12 protein-coding genes are annotated in these 14,296 nt (G+C 70.9%); 5 read left to right on the top strand and 7 right to left on the bottom strand.

Annotated features, from left to right (window positions below; all coding sequences use genetic code 11):
* Positions 1-2 precede the first annotated feature (2 nt).
* The 4 genes from FNH04_RS02470 to FNH04_RS02485 are packed head-to-tail and all read right to left on the bottom strand — an operon-like array spanning position 3 to position 3,570.
* Entirely contained in the window at positions 3-722 is a 720-nt protein-coding gene (locus FNH04_RS02470; RefSeq protein ID WP_152779836.1) for an ABC transporter permease, read from the bottom strand.
* A 10-nt stretch (positions 723-732) separates the two neighbouring features.
* On the bottom strand, positions 733-1,644 hold the full coding sequence (locus FNH04_RS02475; protein WP_322722492.1) for an ABC transporter ATP-binding protein: 912 nt from the start codon (positions 1,642-1,644) through the stop codon (positions 733-735).
* Positions 1,641-2,582 (bottom strand): ABC transporter permease subunit, encoded by a 942-nt coding sequence (locus FNH04_RS02480; RefSeq protein ID WP_152779838.1) that lies wholly within the window; start codon positions 2,580-2,582, stop codon positions 1,641-1,643. Before FNH04_RS02480 ends, FNH04_RS02475 begins: the two co-directional genes overlap by 4 nt.
* Positions 2,572-3,570 carry an ABC transporter ATP-binding protein gene (locus tag FNH04_RS02485; RefSeq protein WP_322722517.1) on the bottom strand — a complete coding sequence of 333 codons (999 nt, stop codon included), beginning with the start codon at positions 3,568-3,570 and terminating at the stop codon, positions 2,572-2,574. Before FNH04_RS02485 ends, FNH04_RS02480 begins: the two co-directional genes overlap by 11 nt.
* Before the next feature lie 395 nt (positions 3,571-3,965).
* On the opposite strand from FNH04_RS02485, the gene FNH04_RS02490 reads away from it, so the two are divergent.
* The 5 genes from FNH04_RS02490 to FNH04_RS02510 all read left to right on the top strand — a co-directional run bounded on the left by FNH04_RS02490 (position 3,966) and on the right by FNH04_RS02510 (position 9,455).
* Positions 3,966-5,744 carry an SDR family oxidoreductase gene (locus FNH04_RS02490; protein WP_152779840.1) on the top strand — a complete coding sequence of 593 codons (1,779 nt, stop codon included), beginning with the start codon at positions 3,966-3,968 and terminating at the stop codon, positions 5,742-5,744.
* Positions 5,745-5,838: 94 nt separating this feature from the next.
* Positions 5,839-6,783 carry a MerR family transcriptional regulator gene (locus FNH04_RS02495; protein WP_322722495.1) on the top strand — a complete coding sequence of 315 codons (945 nt, stop codon included), beginning with the start codon at positions 5,839-5,841 and terminating at the stop codon, positions 6,781-6,783.
* 149 nt (positions 6,784-6,932) lie between these two features.
* The gene (locus FNH04_RS02500) at positions 6,933-7,481 is read left to right on the top strand and encodes an RNA 2'-phosphotransferase (RefSeq protein WP_152779842.1); all 549 of its coding nucleotides are present in this window, start codon (positions 6,933-6,935) and stop codon (positions 7,479-7,481) included.
* Positions 7,482-7,560: 79 nt separating this feature from the next.
* Complete coding sequence (locus FNH04_RS02505) at positions 7,561-8,463, top strand: LLM class flavin-dependent oxidoreductase (protein WP_152779844.1); 903 nt, start codon at positions 7,561-7,563, stop codon at positions 8,461-8,463.
* 116 nt (positions 8,464-8,579) lie between these two features.
* Complete coding sequence (locus tag FNH04_RS02510; RefSeq protein WP_322722498.1) at positions 8,580-9,455, top strand: HAD family hydrolase; 876 nt, start codon at positions 8,580-8,582, stop codon at positions 9,453-9,455.
* 33 nt (positions 9,456-9,488) lie between these two features.
* Here the strand turns inward: FNH04_RS02510 and FNH04_RS02515 are convergent, their stop codons facing one another.
* From FNH04_RS02515 to cydD, 3 genes are all read right to left on the bottom strand, one after another.
* Positions 9,489-10,553, bottom strand: a complete 1,065-nt coding sequence (locus tag FNH04_RS02515; protein ID WP_152779846.1) for a M23 family metallopeptidase — start codon at positions 10,551-10,553, stop codon at positions 9,489-9,491.
* A 150-nt stretch (positions 10,554-10,703) separates the two neighbouring features.
* Entirely contained in the window at positions 10,704-11,102 is a 399-nt protein-coding gene (locus tag FNH04_RS49270) for an ATP-binding cassette domain-containing protein (RefSeq protein ID WP_386575379.1), read from the bottom strand.
* Positions 11,053-14,226 (bottom strand): thiol reductant ABC exporter subunit CydD, encoded by a 3,174-nt coding sequence (cydD, locus tag FNH04_RS02520; RefSeq protein WP_386575346.1) that lies wholly within the window; start codon positions 14,224-14,226, stop codon positions 11,053-11,055. Before cydD ends, FNH04_RS49270 begins: the two co-directional genes overlap by 50 nt.
* Positions 14,227-14,296: the final 70 nt, after the last annotated feature.

Genomic DNA, 14,296 nt, shown 5'->3' on the forward strand with positions numbered 1-14,296 from the left:
CGTCACTCCTCCCCGGCCAGTTTCAGCGTCCGCAGCTTCTGACCCGCGTACCAGGTCGCTCCCGCGGTGACCGCGGCCAGCAGGATCACCGCGGTGGACAGCCCCACGTCCGAGGTGACGAGGTCCCCGCCCGCGACCTTGTGGGCGACCGCGAGGGCCCACTGCTGGACGCTGAGGGTGCGCGCACCGGGCACCAGGGAACCGAAGAGAGCTTCCCAGACGAGCGCGTAGACGAGGCCGAAGATGACCGCGTGCCGGGTCACCGTCCCCAGCAGGAGGAAGAGCGCGGCGTACGCGATCGACGCGACCAGGGCCGCCACCGTGTACGCGAGCGCGATCTGCTGACCGTTGCCGTTGAGGATCAGTCCCGCGACGAGTGTCGGAACCGCCGAGAACACCATGGTCACGGCTATCGCCACGATCAGCTTGGTGAAGATGATCGTGGGCCGCTTCACCGGCTTGGACAGCAGGTACACCACCGAGCCGTCGTCGATCTCGGGCCCGATCGCGCCCGTTCCCGCGATGACACCGATGATCGGCACCATGGTGGCGAGCGCGAAACCGCCGAGCACGTCCGCGGCCACCTGGTCATCGGCCCCGCTGAAGGTGCGCACGGCCGCGGAGATCATGATCAGCAGAATGGGCAGCGCGCCGAGGATGAGGGCTCGGCGGCGGCCGAGCAGGGCTCGGTAGGTGAGCCGGGCGACTGTGGGGTCGTACATCTTCGGCCTCCTACGCCGCGACCAGATACGAGAAGACGGACTCAAGGGACTCGTCCGAGGGCGAGACCGTCAGCAGGCGGATGCCGTGATCCCTCGCCACCTGCGGCAGCAGGGCCGTGAACCGGCCGAAGTCGACGGCCTGGATGCGCAACGCCCCCTCCGCCAGGTCCACCTCGATCCCCGCCGTCGACGGGTCCGCGATCAGTGCGGACGCGAGCGCGCGGTCGTCGCTGGAGCGGACCAGGTAACGGTGCGGGCGGTCGGTCATCAGGCGGCGGATGCGCCGGAAGTCACCGCTCGCCGCGTGCCGCCCCGCGACGATCACCTCGATATGGGCGGCGAGTTGCTCGACCTCCTCGAGGATGTGGGACGAGAACAGCACCGTGCGGCCCTCGTCGCCCATGCGCCGCAGCAGGTCCATGAGCTGCATGCGCTGGCGCGGGTCCATACCGTTGAAGGGCTCGTCGAGCAGGAGCAGGGACGGGTCGTGGACGAGGGCGCTCGCCATCTTCACGCGCTGCCGCATGCCCTTGGAGTACGTCGAGATCTTGCGGTCCTGCGCGTACTCCATCTCGACCGTGGCGAGGGCCTTTTGGGCGGCCTTCTTGCCGAGGCCGTGCAACTCGGCGTTGGCGACGACGAATTCGCGGCCCGTGAGGAAGTCGTACATCGCCTCGCGCTCGGGAACGATGCCGATGTGCCGGTAGATCTGCTCGTTGCGCCAGACCGGCTTGCCGTCGAGGGTGACGGAGCCCGTGGAGGGGGCGAGGAAGCCGCCCATCATGTTGATGAGGGTGGACTTCCCGGCGCCGTTCGGACCGAGCAGGCCGGTGACGCCGGGGCCGATCGTCATGGTGATGTCGTTGACGGCGACCACGTTGCCGAACCAGCGGGACACGTGGTCGATGTTCAGCGTGGTCACAGCCCGACCTTTCGATAGCGGCGCATCAGCAGGCCGTAGCAGCCCGCGATGAGGCCCAGGACGACGAGGACGTAGACGACTCCCTGCCCGTTCGAGGGCCCGACTCCGCCGGGGAAGGCGGAGGATGCGCCCAGGAAGGCGGACTGCACCCCGTCTATGAGCGTGATGGGAGAGAAGAGGCCGAGCCAGGGGATGACGTCGCTGCTCGACTGTTCGAAGGCGATGGCCTGGACGACGGACACGGCTCCGTAGGAGATGGTCATGACGGCGATGACGGCCGCGACGCCGAAGCCGCGACGGGGTGTCACCGCCGAGATCACCAGGCCGATGCCGGCGAAGAGGAGCGAGAGCAGTGCCACGGAGAGCAGTCCCTGGGCGAATCCCTTTGTCTGGTCGGTGAAGTCGAGCTTGGCCAGCAGCGCGCCCACATAGAGCACGACGAGCGGCGCGGCGGTCAGGATGAACAGCGCCGAGGCCAGCCCCGCGTACTTCGCGCGCACGTAGTCGGCGGTCTCGATGGGGCGGGAGAAGTACAGCGGCACCGTCTTGAAGCGCAGGTCGCGCGAGACGGCCTGCGGTGCCTGCGAAGCGAGGTACAGGCCGATCAGGGCCTGCATGATGACCGCGTACCGCGTGTAGTCGACGGGCAGGTCGTTCGCCTGTGTGGCGACCGCGACCGCCACCATGATCAGTGCGGGAACGCACATCACTGTGAAGAGCAGCATCGGCAGCACCTTGGACTTGGCCGAGCGGCCCAGCCCGTACGCGCCGCGCAGGGACTGCGAGTAGAGGGACCGGCGGGCGTACGCGCGGCCCAGGCGCGGGCCGTCGTAGCTGCGGTAGCCGATGTCGTGGATGCGGGTCTGCTCACCCGCGCGCGCGGTGGGCTGCTCGCCCGCGCGTGCCGGGGCCTGGGTCCTGGACTGCTCAACCGCCATGGCCGACCGCCTCCTTCCGTACGTCCGTCGCGTCCGCCGGGACGTCCGCCCGCTCGTCGCCGTCCTTGAAGACCTCCGAGATGTGATGCCTGCGCTGCTCCATGCGGACCAGTCCGAGGCCCAGGTCGGCGACCACGTCGCGCACGAGGTCGTACGTTTCCTCCCCCTGTGCGGTGAGCAGCAGGATGTGGCCCGCGCCGGGAAGGCCGGCGCCCTCGTGGGTCTCCACCCCGCGCGCGTGGAGCGCCTCGCGCATCACACGTGTGCCGTCGGGGTGCTCGTCGGTGTCGGTGACCTCGATCGCGAGCGTGGTCGTGATCTGGGTGAAGTCCTTGGTGGAGCTGGACCGCAGGAGCTTGCCGCCGTCGATGACGACCACGTGGTCGCAGGTGCGCTCCAGCTCGCCCAGCAGGTGGGAGGTGACCAGGACCGAGATGCCGAAGTCCGTGTGGATACGGCGGATCAGACCGAGCATCTCGTCACGGCCGACCGGGTCGAGGCCGTTGGTCGGCTCGTCCAGGAAGACCATCTGCGGGTCATGGACCAGGGCCTGGGCGAGTTTGACGCGCTGCTTCATGCCTGTCGAGTAACCGCCGATGGGGCGGTAGCGCTCCTCGTAGAGACCGACGTGGCGCAACGTGTCCGCCGTGCGCTCGCGGGCCGCGGTCGGGGGGAGCCCGGACATACGAGCCATGTGCACGACGAACTCGGTGGCCGAGACGTCGGGCGGCAGGCAGTCGTGCTCCGGCATATAACCGACCCGCTCGCGGATGGCACCACCCGACGACGGGTCGGCGACGTCGAACCCGAGCACTTCGGCTCGGCCCTCCGTGGCGGGGGACAGACCCAGCAGGATCTTGATCAGTGTGGACTTGCCGGCTCCGTTGGCACCGACGAGTCCCGTCACACCGGGCCCGACGTCCACGGAGAGCCGGTCAAGCGCGGTCACCCTGGGGAACCGCTTGCTCAGGCTTTCGGTCGCGATCACAGTCACGCCTTCGACGTTAGTGGCGCAGACCACAGCCGTCGTCACCCCGCAGAGCTGTCTGCGAGTCAGCCTCGAGTAGTACGGGCCCGTAGGGGTCCACCCCTGAGGTCGAACAACCGGGCGAGTGCGACGGACATCGGCGGAAGGGGCCCTCATCCGTACGAGCCGGATGAGAAGAGGTACTGAGCGCATCACGACAAATACGGGATGGGTCAGAAAGGGCCAGACAGTGACGCCAGCCGGTCGGCCAGCCAGCCAGCCAGCCAGCCAGCCAGCCAGCCACGTTATCCACAGGCCTCGTACGCGGCTATTGACGCACCCGTCGGTCATTGTCACATTCGTCAGTGTCAAGTTCGGACACGTACCGAAGTCGGCATCGACCGGGGGGCAGGGCAATGGCGAGGGGACCGGTGACGGGCGAGGGACTCACGGCCGCGCGGGAACGCTGGGTGCGGACGGGTGGCATCGAGCTGTGCGTCGCGGAGCTGGGCGACCCGGGCCGGCCCACGGTCATACTCGTGCACGGCTACCCCGACTCCAAAGAGGTGTGGTCCGAGGTCGCGCCCCGCCTGGCCGACCGCTTCCACGTCGTTCTCTACGACGTCCGCGGGCACGGCAGGTCCACGGCGCCGCAGCCGCTGCGCGGCGGATTCACCCTGGCCAAGCTGACCGACGACTTCCTCGCGGTCGCGGACGCGGTCAGCCCCGACCGGCCCGTGCACCTGGTGGGGCACGACTGGGGATCGGTGCAGTGCTGGGAGTTCGTGACGGTCGGGCGCACCGAGGGGCGGATCGCCTCCTTCACCTCGATGTCCGGGCCTTCCCTCGACCACTTCGGGCACTGGATCAAGCAGCGCGTGAAGCGCCCGACGCCCCGCAAGGTGGGCCAGCTCCTCGGCCAGGGTGCCCGGTCCTGGTACGTGTATGTGCTGCACACCCCCGCCCTGCCGGAGCTCGCCTGGCGCGGCCCTCTCGGCAAGCGGTGGCCCGGGATGCTCCAGCGGACGGAGAAGCTCCCCCCGGGTGACTACCCGACCCCGTCGCTGGCCAAGGACGCGGCGCACGGCGCGTGGCTGTACCGGGACAATCTCAGGGCACGGCTGTCCACCCCCCGCGACGACGCCTACGCACACGCGCCCGTGCAGCTCGTCACGGCCCTGAAGGACACGTTCCTGTCGGAGCGGCTCTACGACGGGCTGGAGCTGTGGGCCCCGCGGCTCACCCGCCGTACGCTCCCCGCCAAGCACTGGGTCCCGCTGACACGGCCCGATCAACTGGCCACCTGGATCACGGAGTTCGTCACGGCCACCGAGAGCGGCTCGCCCGCCCCGGCGCCCACCGGCAAGCACGCCGACCGCTTCGGCGGGCAGCTCGTGCTGGTCACGGGCGCGGGCAGCGGCATCGGGCGGGCCACCGCCGTCGCGTTCGCCGAGGCCGGCGCGCGCGTGGTGGCCGTTGACCGCGACGCGGAGAGCGCGGCCCGTACGGCGGAGCTGTCACTCCTGACCGGCGCCCCCGAGGCCTGGGCCGAGCCGGCCGACGTCTCCGACGAGAAGGCCATGGAGGAGCTCGCCCGGAAGGTCGCCGCCGAGTACGGCGTGGTGGACGTGCTGGTGAACAACGCCGGGATCGGGCTGGGCGGCGCCTTCCTCGACACGACTCCCGAGGACTGGAAGAGAATCCTCGACGTCAACCTGTGGGGAGTGATCCACGGCTGCCGGCTCTTCGGCAGGCAGATGGCCGAGCGCGGGCAGGGCGGCCATATCGTCAACATCGCGTCGGCGGCCGCGTTTCTGCCGTCGAAGTCCCTGCCCGCCTACAGCACCTCCAAGGCGGCCGTGCTGATGCTCAGCGAGTGCCTGCGCGCGGAGCTGGCCGGGCAGGGGATCGGGGTGTCGGCGATCTGCCCCGGCTTCGTGAACACCAACATCACCTCGACCGCGCGCTTCGCGGGTGTCGACGCCGACGAGGAGAAACGGCTCCAGAAGAAGAGCGCGCGGCTGTACGGGCTGCGCAACTACCCGCCGGAGAAGGTCGCGGACGCGATCCTGCGTGCGGTCGTGCGCGACGAGGCCGTCGTCCCCGTCACCCCGGAGGCCCGCGGCGGCCGCCTCCTGTCCCGCTTCGCGCCGAAGGCGGTGCGCGCCCTCGCCCGAGTGGAGCCACCCCTGTGAGCACGCGAAGAGCGGCCCGGGCGGCGGGCCGGCCCAGAGGCATCACGCGCGTACGTGGCGGGACTTCACGCCCGGACGGGGAAAGGCAGGGGCCGTGAGCGACGGATCGGCCGGTGTCGCCCACCGCATCGAGGACCTGGCACACCACAGCGGCGCCACGGTCCGGACGATACGTGCCTATCAGGACCGCGGACTGCTCCCCCGCCCCGAGCGCCGGGGCCGGGCCAACGTGTACTCGGACGCCCACGTGGCCCGCCTCCGCCAGATCGCCGACCTCCTGGGCCGCGGATACACGCTGGCTTCCATCAAGGAGCTCCTGGATGCCTGGGACACGGGCCGTGGCCTCGGCGGGATCCTGGGCCTGGTCGCCGGGTTCGACAGGCCGTGGACCGGCGAGGAGACCCTGCGGATCTCCCGGGCCGAGCTGGAGGAGCGGTTCGGCGGCGGCCCGGGTGACGCGGCGGTGCCGGACGCGGTCGAGCTGGGCGTACTGGCGCCCGTTCCCGGTGAGGACGATCTGTTCCACGTGTCGAGCCCCCAAGAGCTGTCCCTGGCAGTCCAGTTGCACACCGCCGGGGTCCCGCTGTCCGCGGTCGCCGGTCGGCTGCGGGAGTTGAGGGAGCAGGTGGAGCATCTCACCTCCCGCTTCCTGGAGTTCGCCGACGAGCAGGTCGTCACGCGCCACCTGGACCGGCACCACCCTTCTGACCACGCGGAGGCGACCGAGGCGGCATGCGTACGGCGGCTGCGCCCACTCGCGCGGCAGACCGTGGACGTCGAACTGGCGCGTGCCATGGGTGCGTTCACCGACCGGCACCGGGAACACGACCTTGGTACCGGTCAGTCCTTGGAGCCCGCGGAGGGGACGTGTCCCGTACCGATACCGGTCGCGACAATGCGGGCCGTGGAAGCATTGGTCGGCCCCGAGCACAGCGCCCAGTTCGTCACGATCGCCGCCGAACGAGAGGTACGGGCACGGGTTTTGGACTCACTCACAGCAAACCGCACCAAAGAGACGGAAGTTACCCAAATACCCTGAACGACCCTGAGGTTGTCCACAGATTCGCCAATTCCCCTGTGGATAACTGCACTTGCTTGTGGATCAAACATCCGGATCAAAATCGCGTGCGTGATACGCGTCTCCCCAGGCACGCTGACGGGATGAAGGAACAACAAGGAGCGAGACGCATGGACGACCGACGCACCGTCAAGGTGTCCAAGTACCTCGCCAAGCACCTGCGACACCAGCCCGAGCGGATCGGGCTCACTCTCGACGACCGCGGCTGGGTGGAGATCGACACGCTCCTCGACGCGGCCGCCGCACACGGCTTCCGGCTCACCAGAGCCGAACTCGACCACGTGGTAGCCGTCAACGACAAACAGCGCTTCGCCGTCGAGGGCACCCGCATCCGAGCCAGCCAGGGCCACACCGTCGAGGTCGACCTCGGCCTGTCCCCGGCGACGCCACCGCCGTACCTGTACCACGGGACCGTGGCCCGCAACCTGGAGGCCATCCGGACCGAGGGTCTGCGCGCCATGAACCGGCACGCCGTGCACCTCTCACCCGACCGCGAGACGGCCACCCGTGTGGGCGCCCGCCGCGGCCGTCCCGTCGTGCTCTCCGTGGACGCCGGTGCCATGCACCGCGACGGCCATGTGTTCCACGTCAGCGACAACGGCGTATGGCTGACCGAGGCCGTACCACCGCGGTACCTGCGCTTTCCGGGACCTCACTGACCGACCCGGGGCGCACCGGGCGCGAGTGCCGGGCCTCGCGGCCCCGCACCAGGCCACGACGCCGCTTAGGCTCTGAACCATGAGTCTGCGTCTGAGCACCGTGATCCTCCCGTACGTCCGCTGGCACGAGGGCGGACGATCCGCGTGGCAGCGGGCCGAGCAGCTCGGGTTCCACACCGCCTTCACGTACGACCACCTGTCCTGGCGGAGCTTCCGGGACGGGCCCTGGTTCGGAGCGATACCCACTCTGACGGCCGCGGCCGCCATCACCGACCGCCTGCGTCTGGGCACCCTGGTCACCTCGCCGAACTTCCGGCACCCGGTGACCCTCGCCAAGGAACTGATCTCCCTCGACGACATCTCGGGCGGCCGTGTCACCCTCGGCGTCGGCGCCGGCGGGACCGGCTTCGACTCCACCGCGCTCGGCCATGAGCCGTGGACACCGCGCGAGCGCGCCGACCGCTTCGCCGAGTTCGTCTCCCTGCTCGACCGGCTGCTGACCGAGGACTCCGTGTCCTACGAGGGCGACTTCTACTCGGCACACGAGGCACGCACCATCCCCGGCTGCGTACAGCGCCCCCGGCTGCCCTTCGCGGTGGCCGCCACAGGGCCACGGGGCATGAAGCTGGCCGCGCGGTACGGCCAGGCATGGGTGACCACCGGGGACCCCAAGCTGTACGAGACGGGCACTCCCGAACAGTCGGTCGCGGCCCTGCGCGGGCAGACCGAGAAGCTGACGGACGCGTGCGTCGCGATCGGCCGTGACGTGGCCGGCCTCGACAAGGTGCTGCTCACCGGTTTCACCCCCGACCGCGGCCGTCCGCTCCAGTCGCTGGACGCCTTCGTGGACTTCGCGGGCCGCCACGCCGAGTTGGGCTTCACCGACATCGTGATCCACTGGCCCATCCCCGACTCCGACTTCTCGGCCGACGAGAAGGTCTTCGAGCGCATCGCCATGGAGGCACCGGCACAGCTGCGATGAGCGCGGACGAAACGGAGCCGACCATGACGGGCCACAACGCCGCTGGTGAGGACAGTGATCACTCGCCTGCGCGAGCTCCCGTACGGGCGCGAGGACCCATACGCGAGAATGAGGCGGTGACCTCAGCGACGAGACAGCCCGAGACTCCGGCCCCGACCGTTCCGCCCCGGCTGATCGCCACAGACCTCGACGGCACCCTGCTGCGCGACGACCAGTCGGTCTCCGTGCGCACCGTCGCCGCCCTCGCGGCCGCCGAGGAAGCGGGCATCGAGGTCTTCTTCGTCACCGGCCGCCCGGCCCGCTGGATGGACGTCGTCAGCGAGCACGTCCATGGCCACGGCCTGGCGATCTGCGGGAACGGCGCCGCCGTGGTCGACCTGCACGGCGGCCCGGGCGCCCACCGCTTCGTCAAGGTCCGGGAGCTCGCACGCGAGAACGCCCTCGACGCCGTACGGCTGCTGCGCGCGGCCGCGCCGGGGACCGTGTACGCCGTCGAGCAGACATACGGCTTCCACCAGGAGCCGGAGTACCCGAAGCTGCACATGGAGATCCCCGACACCCTGGAGCCCGCGGAGAAGCTGCTGGCCCCGGACGGCGTCGCCGCGGCGGAGCCGGTGCTCAAGATCCTCGCGTACCACCCCGAGATCGACCCCGACGCCTTCCTCGCCACTGCCCGCATCGCCGTGGGCGGCCGGGCCACGATCACCCGGTCCAGCCCCAGCGCCCTGCTGGAGATCAGCGGCCCCGGCGTCTCCAAGGCGAGCACGCTCGCGCTGTGCTGCGCCGAGCGAGGCATCTCCCACGAGGAGGTCGTCGCCTTCGGGGACATGCCGAACGACGTCGAGATGCTCACCTGGGCGGGCCGTTCGTACGCCATGGGAAACGCGCACCCCGACGTGATCGCCGCGGCTTCGGGGCGGACCGTCGCCAACAACGAGGACGGGGTGGCCGTCGTGATCGAGCAGCTGCTGATGGAGCACCAGCAGTCGTAGCCCGATGGCTCGACCGTAGTCGTAGCGGATGGGCTAGAGCTCGACCCCATGCCGCAGCAGCCACGGGACCGGGTCGATCCCCGAGCCGAGCTCCGGTGTGACCCGTACCTCGAAGTGCAGATGGGGCCCGGTGGAGTTGCCGGTCGTGCCCGACTGGCCGATCCACTGCCCCGGGTCCACCCGCTCACCCCGGTCGACGGTGACGGCGGCGAGATGGGCGTACTGCGTGTAGTAGCCGTTGGCATGCCGGATCACGATCTCGATGCCGAAGGCGCCCCCGCAGGACACCCGCACGACCCGACCCGCCCCGACGGCCCGTACCGGCGTGCCGATGGGCACCGCGAAGTCCTGCCCGGTGTGCCGGTGCGCCCAGCGTTCACCGCCGCTGCCGAAGCTCGCGGAGAGTTCGTACGTCTCCACGGGCGCGACCCATGCGCGCGTGGAGCCCCTGTGGAGCTGGTCCAGCCGGGTGGCTCCGCGGCACGCGCCCGCTGCCACTGAAGCATCCGCCTGGCCCTGGAGCGTCCACCGCGCCGCTTCGAGCTTCTTCTCGATCGCCCGCCTGGTCTCGGCGAGTTCGGCGTTCCACCGCTCCAGCTTCTGCCATTTCGCGGCCGCCTCCGCCTCGTCAGCGGCGAGCCTGGCCTCTGCGCGGCGGCTTTTGACGACCGCGTTGTCGACCGCTGTGTCCGCCTGCGACACGGCCCGTTGACCGCGCATCAGCTCCTCGGGATCGTCCGCGAGGAGCATCTGCGCGGTGTACGGCAACCCTCCGCCCGCACGGTAATGGGCACGCGCGATCCGCCCGAGGTCCTCGTGCAGCACCTCCGTCCGGGCCCGCTCACGGGTCAGGAGGCCCTCCAACCGCCGCGCCTCCGCCTGCTGCGCCTCGGCTTCCCGACGCCCCAGCTCGTACTGCCGCGTCGCCAACGCCGCCTCCTCGTACAGCCGCGCCACCCGAACACTGCTCCCGGCGATGCCGTGAGCTCCGGTGCCTCCGTGGTCCCCCTCCGCCACCGCCGGCCGTGCCACGACGAGCGCGCACATGCACAACAGCACCGAGATGAGCAGCGGGTGGCGGCGACGAAGTGAACGCATGCCTGCGATCGTGGCGCGAGCCAGGGGCGAGATCCCGTTCCGGTCGTACAGCCGGGGGCCCCAGTGCCCCGAACGGACCACCCGTACTGAGCCGAACAGCGGCCCCGGCACGGCGGCTCTCCAGCACTCTGCCGGCCTGATCGCGCCCCATCAGCGGCCCCGCGCCCCGGCCGACAGCTCGCCCGCCGTCTCACGCTCCACCATCGTCCGCAACGGCCCGACCGCGGCGGCCAGTTCCGCGTACGGGCCACGCTGCACGACCCGTCCTCCATCGAGGACGACGACCTCGTCCACTGCCTCCAGTCCGGCCAGCCGGTGGGTGATCAGCAGGGTCGTACGGCCCTCGGTCGCGACCAGCAGATCCGTGGTGAGCGCGTCGGCGGTCGGCAGGTCGAGGTGCTCCGCGGGCTCGTCCAGAACGAGGACCGGGAAGTCTGCGAGCAGGGCACGGGCAAGGGCGAGCCGCTGACGCTGTCCGCCGGAGAGCCGCGCTCCGTGCTCACCGATCAGGGTGTCCAGCCCGTCGGGCAGTCCGTCGACCCAGGCCAGGAGCCGCGCCCCCCGCCAGCGCCTCCCGCAACTCCGCCTCGGTGGCGTCCTTCCGGGCCAGCAGCAGGTTCTCGCGCACCGAACTGTCGAAGAGGTGCGCGTCCTGGGCACACAGCCCGACAAGTCGGCGTACGGCGTCCCCCTCGAGCGCGTGGGCGTCCACTCCCCCCAGCGTGTACGTCCCCTCGCGCGCGTCCAGGAACCGCAGCAGCACCTGCGCGAGCGTCGTCTTGCCGGATCCCGAGGAGCCCACCACGGCGACCCTGCGGCCTCGTTCGAGGGTGAGGTCGAGCCCACTGAGCGCGTCCCGGTCCTGCTCGGTATGACGGGCAGCCAGCCCGCTGAGGACGAGGGGGAACGGCGACCCGGGCTCGGGCGCGGGCCGCTCGGGTTCACGTACGGGGTCGGGGGCGTCCAGCACCTCGTACACGCGCTCCGCGCTCTTGCGCACCCGCTGCCGGAACTGCACGGCGAGCGGCAGCCCCAGAACGGACTCGAAGGCGGCGAGCGGGGTCAGGACGACAACGGCCATGGCGACTCCACTCAGTCGGCCGTCGGCGACCGCCTGGGCGCCCACGAGTGCGGCAGCGGCCACAGTGAGACCGGCGGCCAGCGCCGTGAGCCCGTCACCGAGCGCGGTGGCGGTGGCGGCACGGGACGCGACCCGGGTCAGTGCGGCGTCAGCCCGCCGCGTCTCGGCCATCCGGGTGGGCAGGGCGCCCGCCACCGTCAGTTCGGCGGTCCCGGTGAGCAGGTCGGCCACGCGCGTGGCAAGCGTCCCTCGGGCGGGAGCGAGCCTGCGTTCGGCACGCCGCGCCACGGCACCGGTCACCAGCGGGACACCGGCCCCGGCAGCGAGCAGTCCGAGAGCGAGTACAGCGCCGGCCTCGGGCAGCAGCCACGCGGTGAACCCCACGGAGGCAGCCGACACGACGACCGCCGCTCCGGCCGGCAGCAGCCATCGCACCCAGTAGTCCTGCAGCGCGTCCACATCGGCGACGAGTCGCGAGAGCAGGTCACCACGCCGGGTGCGCCGCAGCCCCGCGGGCGCCAGCCGCTCCAGCCGCCGGTAGACGGCGACCCGTGTGGCGGCCAGCATCCGCAGCACCGCGTCGTGCGACACGAGCCGCTCCGCGTACCGGAACACGGCCCGCCCGATGCCGAACGCCCGGGTAGCCGTCACGGCGACCATCAGATACAGCACGGGCGGCTGCTGAGAGGCCCGCGAGATGAGCCATCCGGACGTGGCCATGAGCCCGACGGCACTGCCGAGAGCGAGGCTGCCGAGCAGCAGGGCGAGAGCCAGCCGACCGCGGCGGGGCCCGGCCATGGCACGTACGCGGGCCAGCACGCCTTGCCGAGGGGAGACGGACGCGTCGGGCCGACTCCCGTCACCGTCGTCCAGCCCGGACGCCTTCGTGACGTGCCCGTGCCCGACCGCCTCTCTCTGCGCAGGGATCGGCCTGTGGGCCCCGCCTGCCGCCGGCGACTGTTCCGGGGTCTCCAGCCGCACCACCCGGTCCGCGACCCCCAGCAATGCCGGCCGGTGCACCACCAGTAGCACGGTCCGCCCGACCGCGAGGCGTCGTACCGCGTCCACGACCTCCGCCTCGGTCTCGCCGTCCAGGGAAGCCGTCGGCTCGTCGAGCAACAGCACGGGCCGGTCAGCGAGGAAGGCCCGGGCCAGGGCGAGCCGCTGGCGCTGCCCGGCGGACAGCCCCGCCCCGTCCTCGCCCAGGACCGTGTCCCGGCCGGAGGGCAGCGCGTCCACGAACTCCAGCGCCCCCGCGTCGGCCAGCGCCCGCCGCACGTCCTCGCCGTCCGCGTCCGGCCGCGCGAGTCGTACGTTCTCGTCGATGGTCCCGGCATGCAGATGAGGCCGCTGCGGCACCCAGGCCACCCGCGAGCGCCACTCCTCCACATCGAGGGAGGTGATGTCGGCGCCCCCGATACGCACCCGCCCGGCGGCCGGCTCCACGAACCCCAGCAGTACGTTCAGCAACGTGGATTTGCCCACACCGCTCGGCCCGACGAGAGCCACCGTCTCCCCTGACGCAACCTCGAAGGAGACGTCCGAGACGGCGTCGTACGACCGACCCGGGTACCGGACGGTCACCCCCTCGAAGCCGATTCCGCCCTCCGGCACGGGCAATGATCCAGAGGGCCGCGCCGGGGTCTCCAGCACCTCGAAGATCTCCTCGGCCGCCGCCAGCCCTTCGGCGGCCGCGTGGAACTGCGCCCCCACCTGCCGCAACGGCAGATACGCCTCGGGTGCGAGCACGAGGATCACCAGCCCCGTGTACAGGTCCATCTCGCCGTGTACGAGCCGCATCCCGATGGTCACCGCGACCAGCGCGACCGAGATCGTGGCGAGCAGTTCCAGCGCGAAGGAGGACAGAAACGCGATCCGCAGCGTCCGCATGGTCGCCCGCCGGTATTCACCGGTGATGCGCTTGATCGACTCGGCCTGTGCCTTGGCCCGGCCGAACACCTTGAGCGTGGGCAGCCCGGCGACCACGTCCAGGAAGTGCCCGGACAGCCGGGAGAGCAGTCGCCACTGACGGTCCATCTGTGACCGCGTGGCCCAGCCGATCAGCACCATGAAGAGAGGAATCAGCGGCAAGGTGCCGACGATGATCGCCGCCGACACCCAGTCCTCGGTGACGACCCGCGTCAGCACCGCCACAGGCACGGCCACCGCGAGTCCCAGCTGTGGCAGATAGCGCGAGAAATAGTCGTCCAGGGCGTCGACCCCACGCGTGGCGAGGGCCACCAGCGAACCCGTGCGCTGGCCGCTCAGCCAGCCGGGCCCCAGAGTGGTGGCCCGCTCCAGCAACCGCCCTCGCAGCTCCGACTTCACCGCCGCGCTGGCCCGGTGCGCGGCGAGCTCCGTAAGCCAGGAGACCAGCGCCCGACCGGATGCGACGGCCACCAACAGCAGCAGGGGAGTGCGGAGTTCGGCGACCGTCATCCCGTGCTGGAAGGCACCGACTACCACCTCGGCGATGAGCATCGCCTGCGCGATCACAAGCCCCGCCCCGAGGACGCCCAGGCCGACGACGGCTCCCAGGAAGAGGCGAGTGGCTCGGGCGTACCTGAGGAGGCGCGGGTCGATCGGTTTCACGTGAAACACACCCTCTTCTCAACAGACGTGTTTCACGTGAAACACGCCCTTCGGTCCGGAGAGGCGTGTT

The organism is Streptomyces phyllanthi, from assembly GCF_009377205.1.
GTDB lineage: Bacteria > Actinomycetota > Actinomycetes > Streptomycetales > Streptomycetaceae > Streptomyces > Streptomyces phyllanthi.

Coding starts and splice junctions, on each gene's coding strand:
- FNH04_RS02515 (WP_152779846.1), bottom strand. CDS start 10,553: ATGCGTTCACTTCGTCGCCGCCACCCGCTGCTCATCTCGGTGCTGTTG.
- FNH04_RS02470 (WP_152779836.1), bottom strand. CDS start 722: ATGTACGACCCCACAGTCGCCCGGCTCACCTACCGAGCCCTGCTCGGC.
- FNH04_RS02490 (WP_152779840.1), top strand. CDS start 3,966: ATGGCGAGGGGACCGGTGACGGGCGAGGGACTCACGGCCGCGCGGGAA.
- FNH04_RS02500 (WP_152779842.1), top strand. CDS start 6,933: ATGGACGACCGACGCACCGTCAAGGTGTCCAAGTACCTCGCCAAGCAC.
- FNH04_RS02505 (WP_152779844.1), top strand. CDS start 7,561: ATGAGTCTGCGTCTGAGCACCGTGATCCTCCCGTACGTCCGCTGGCAC.
- FNH04_RS02480 (WP_152779838.1), bottom strand. CDS start 2,582: ATGGCGGTTGAGCAGTCCAGGACCCAGGCCCCGGCACGCGCGGGCGAG.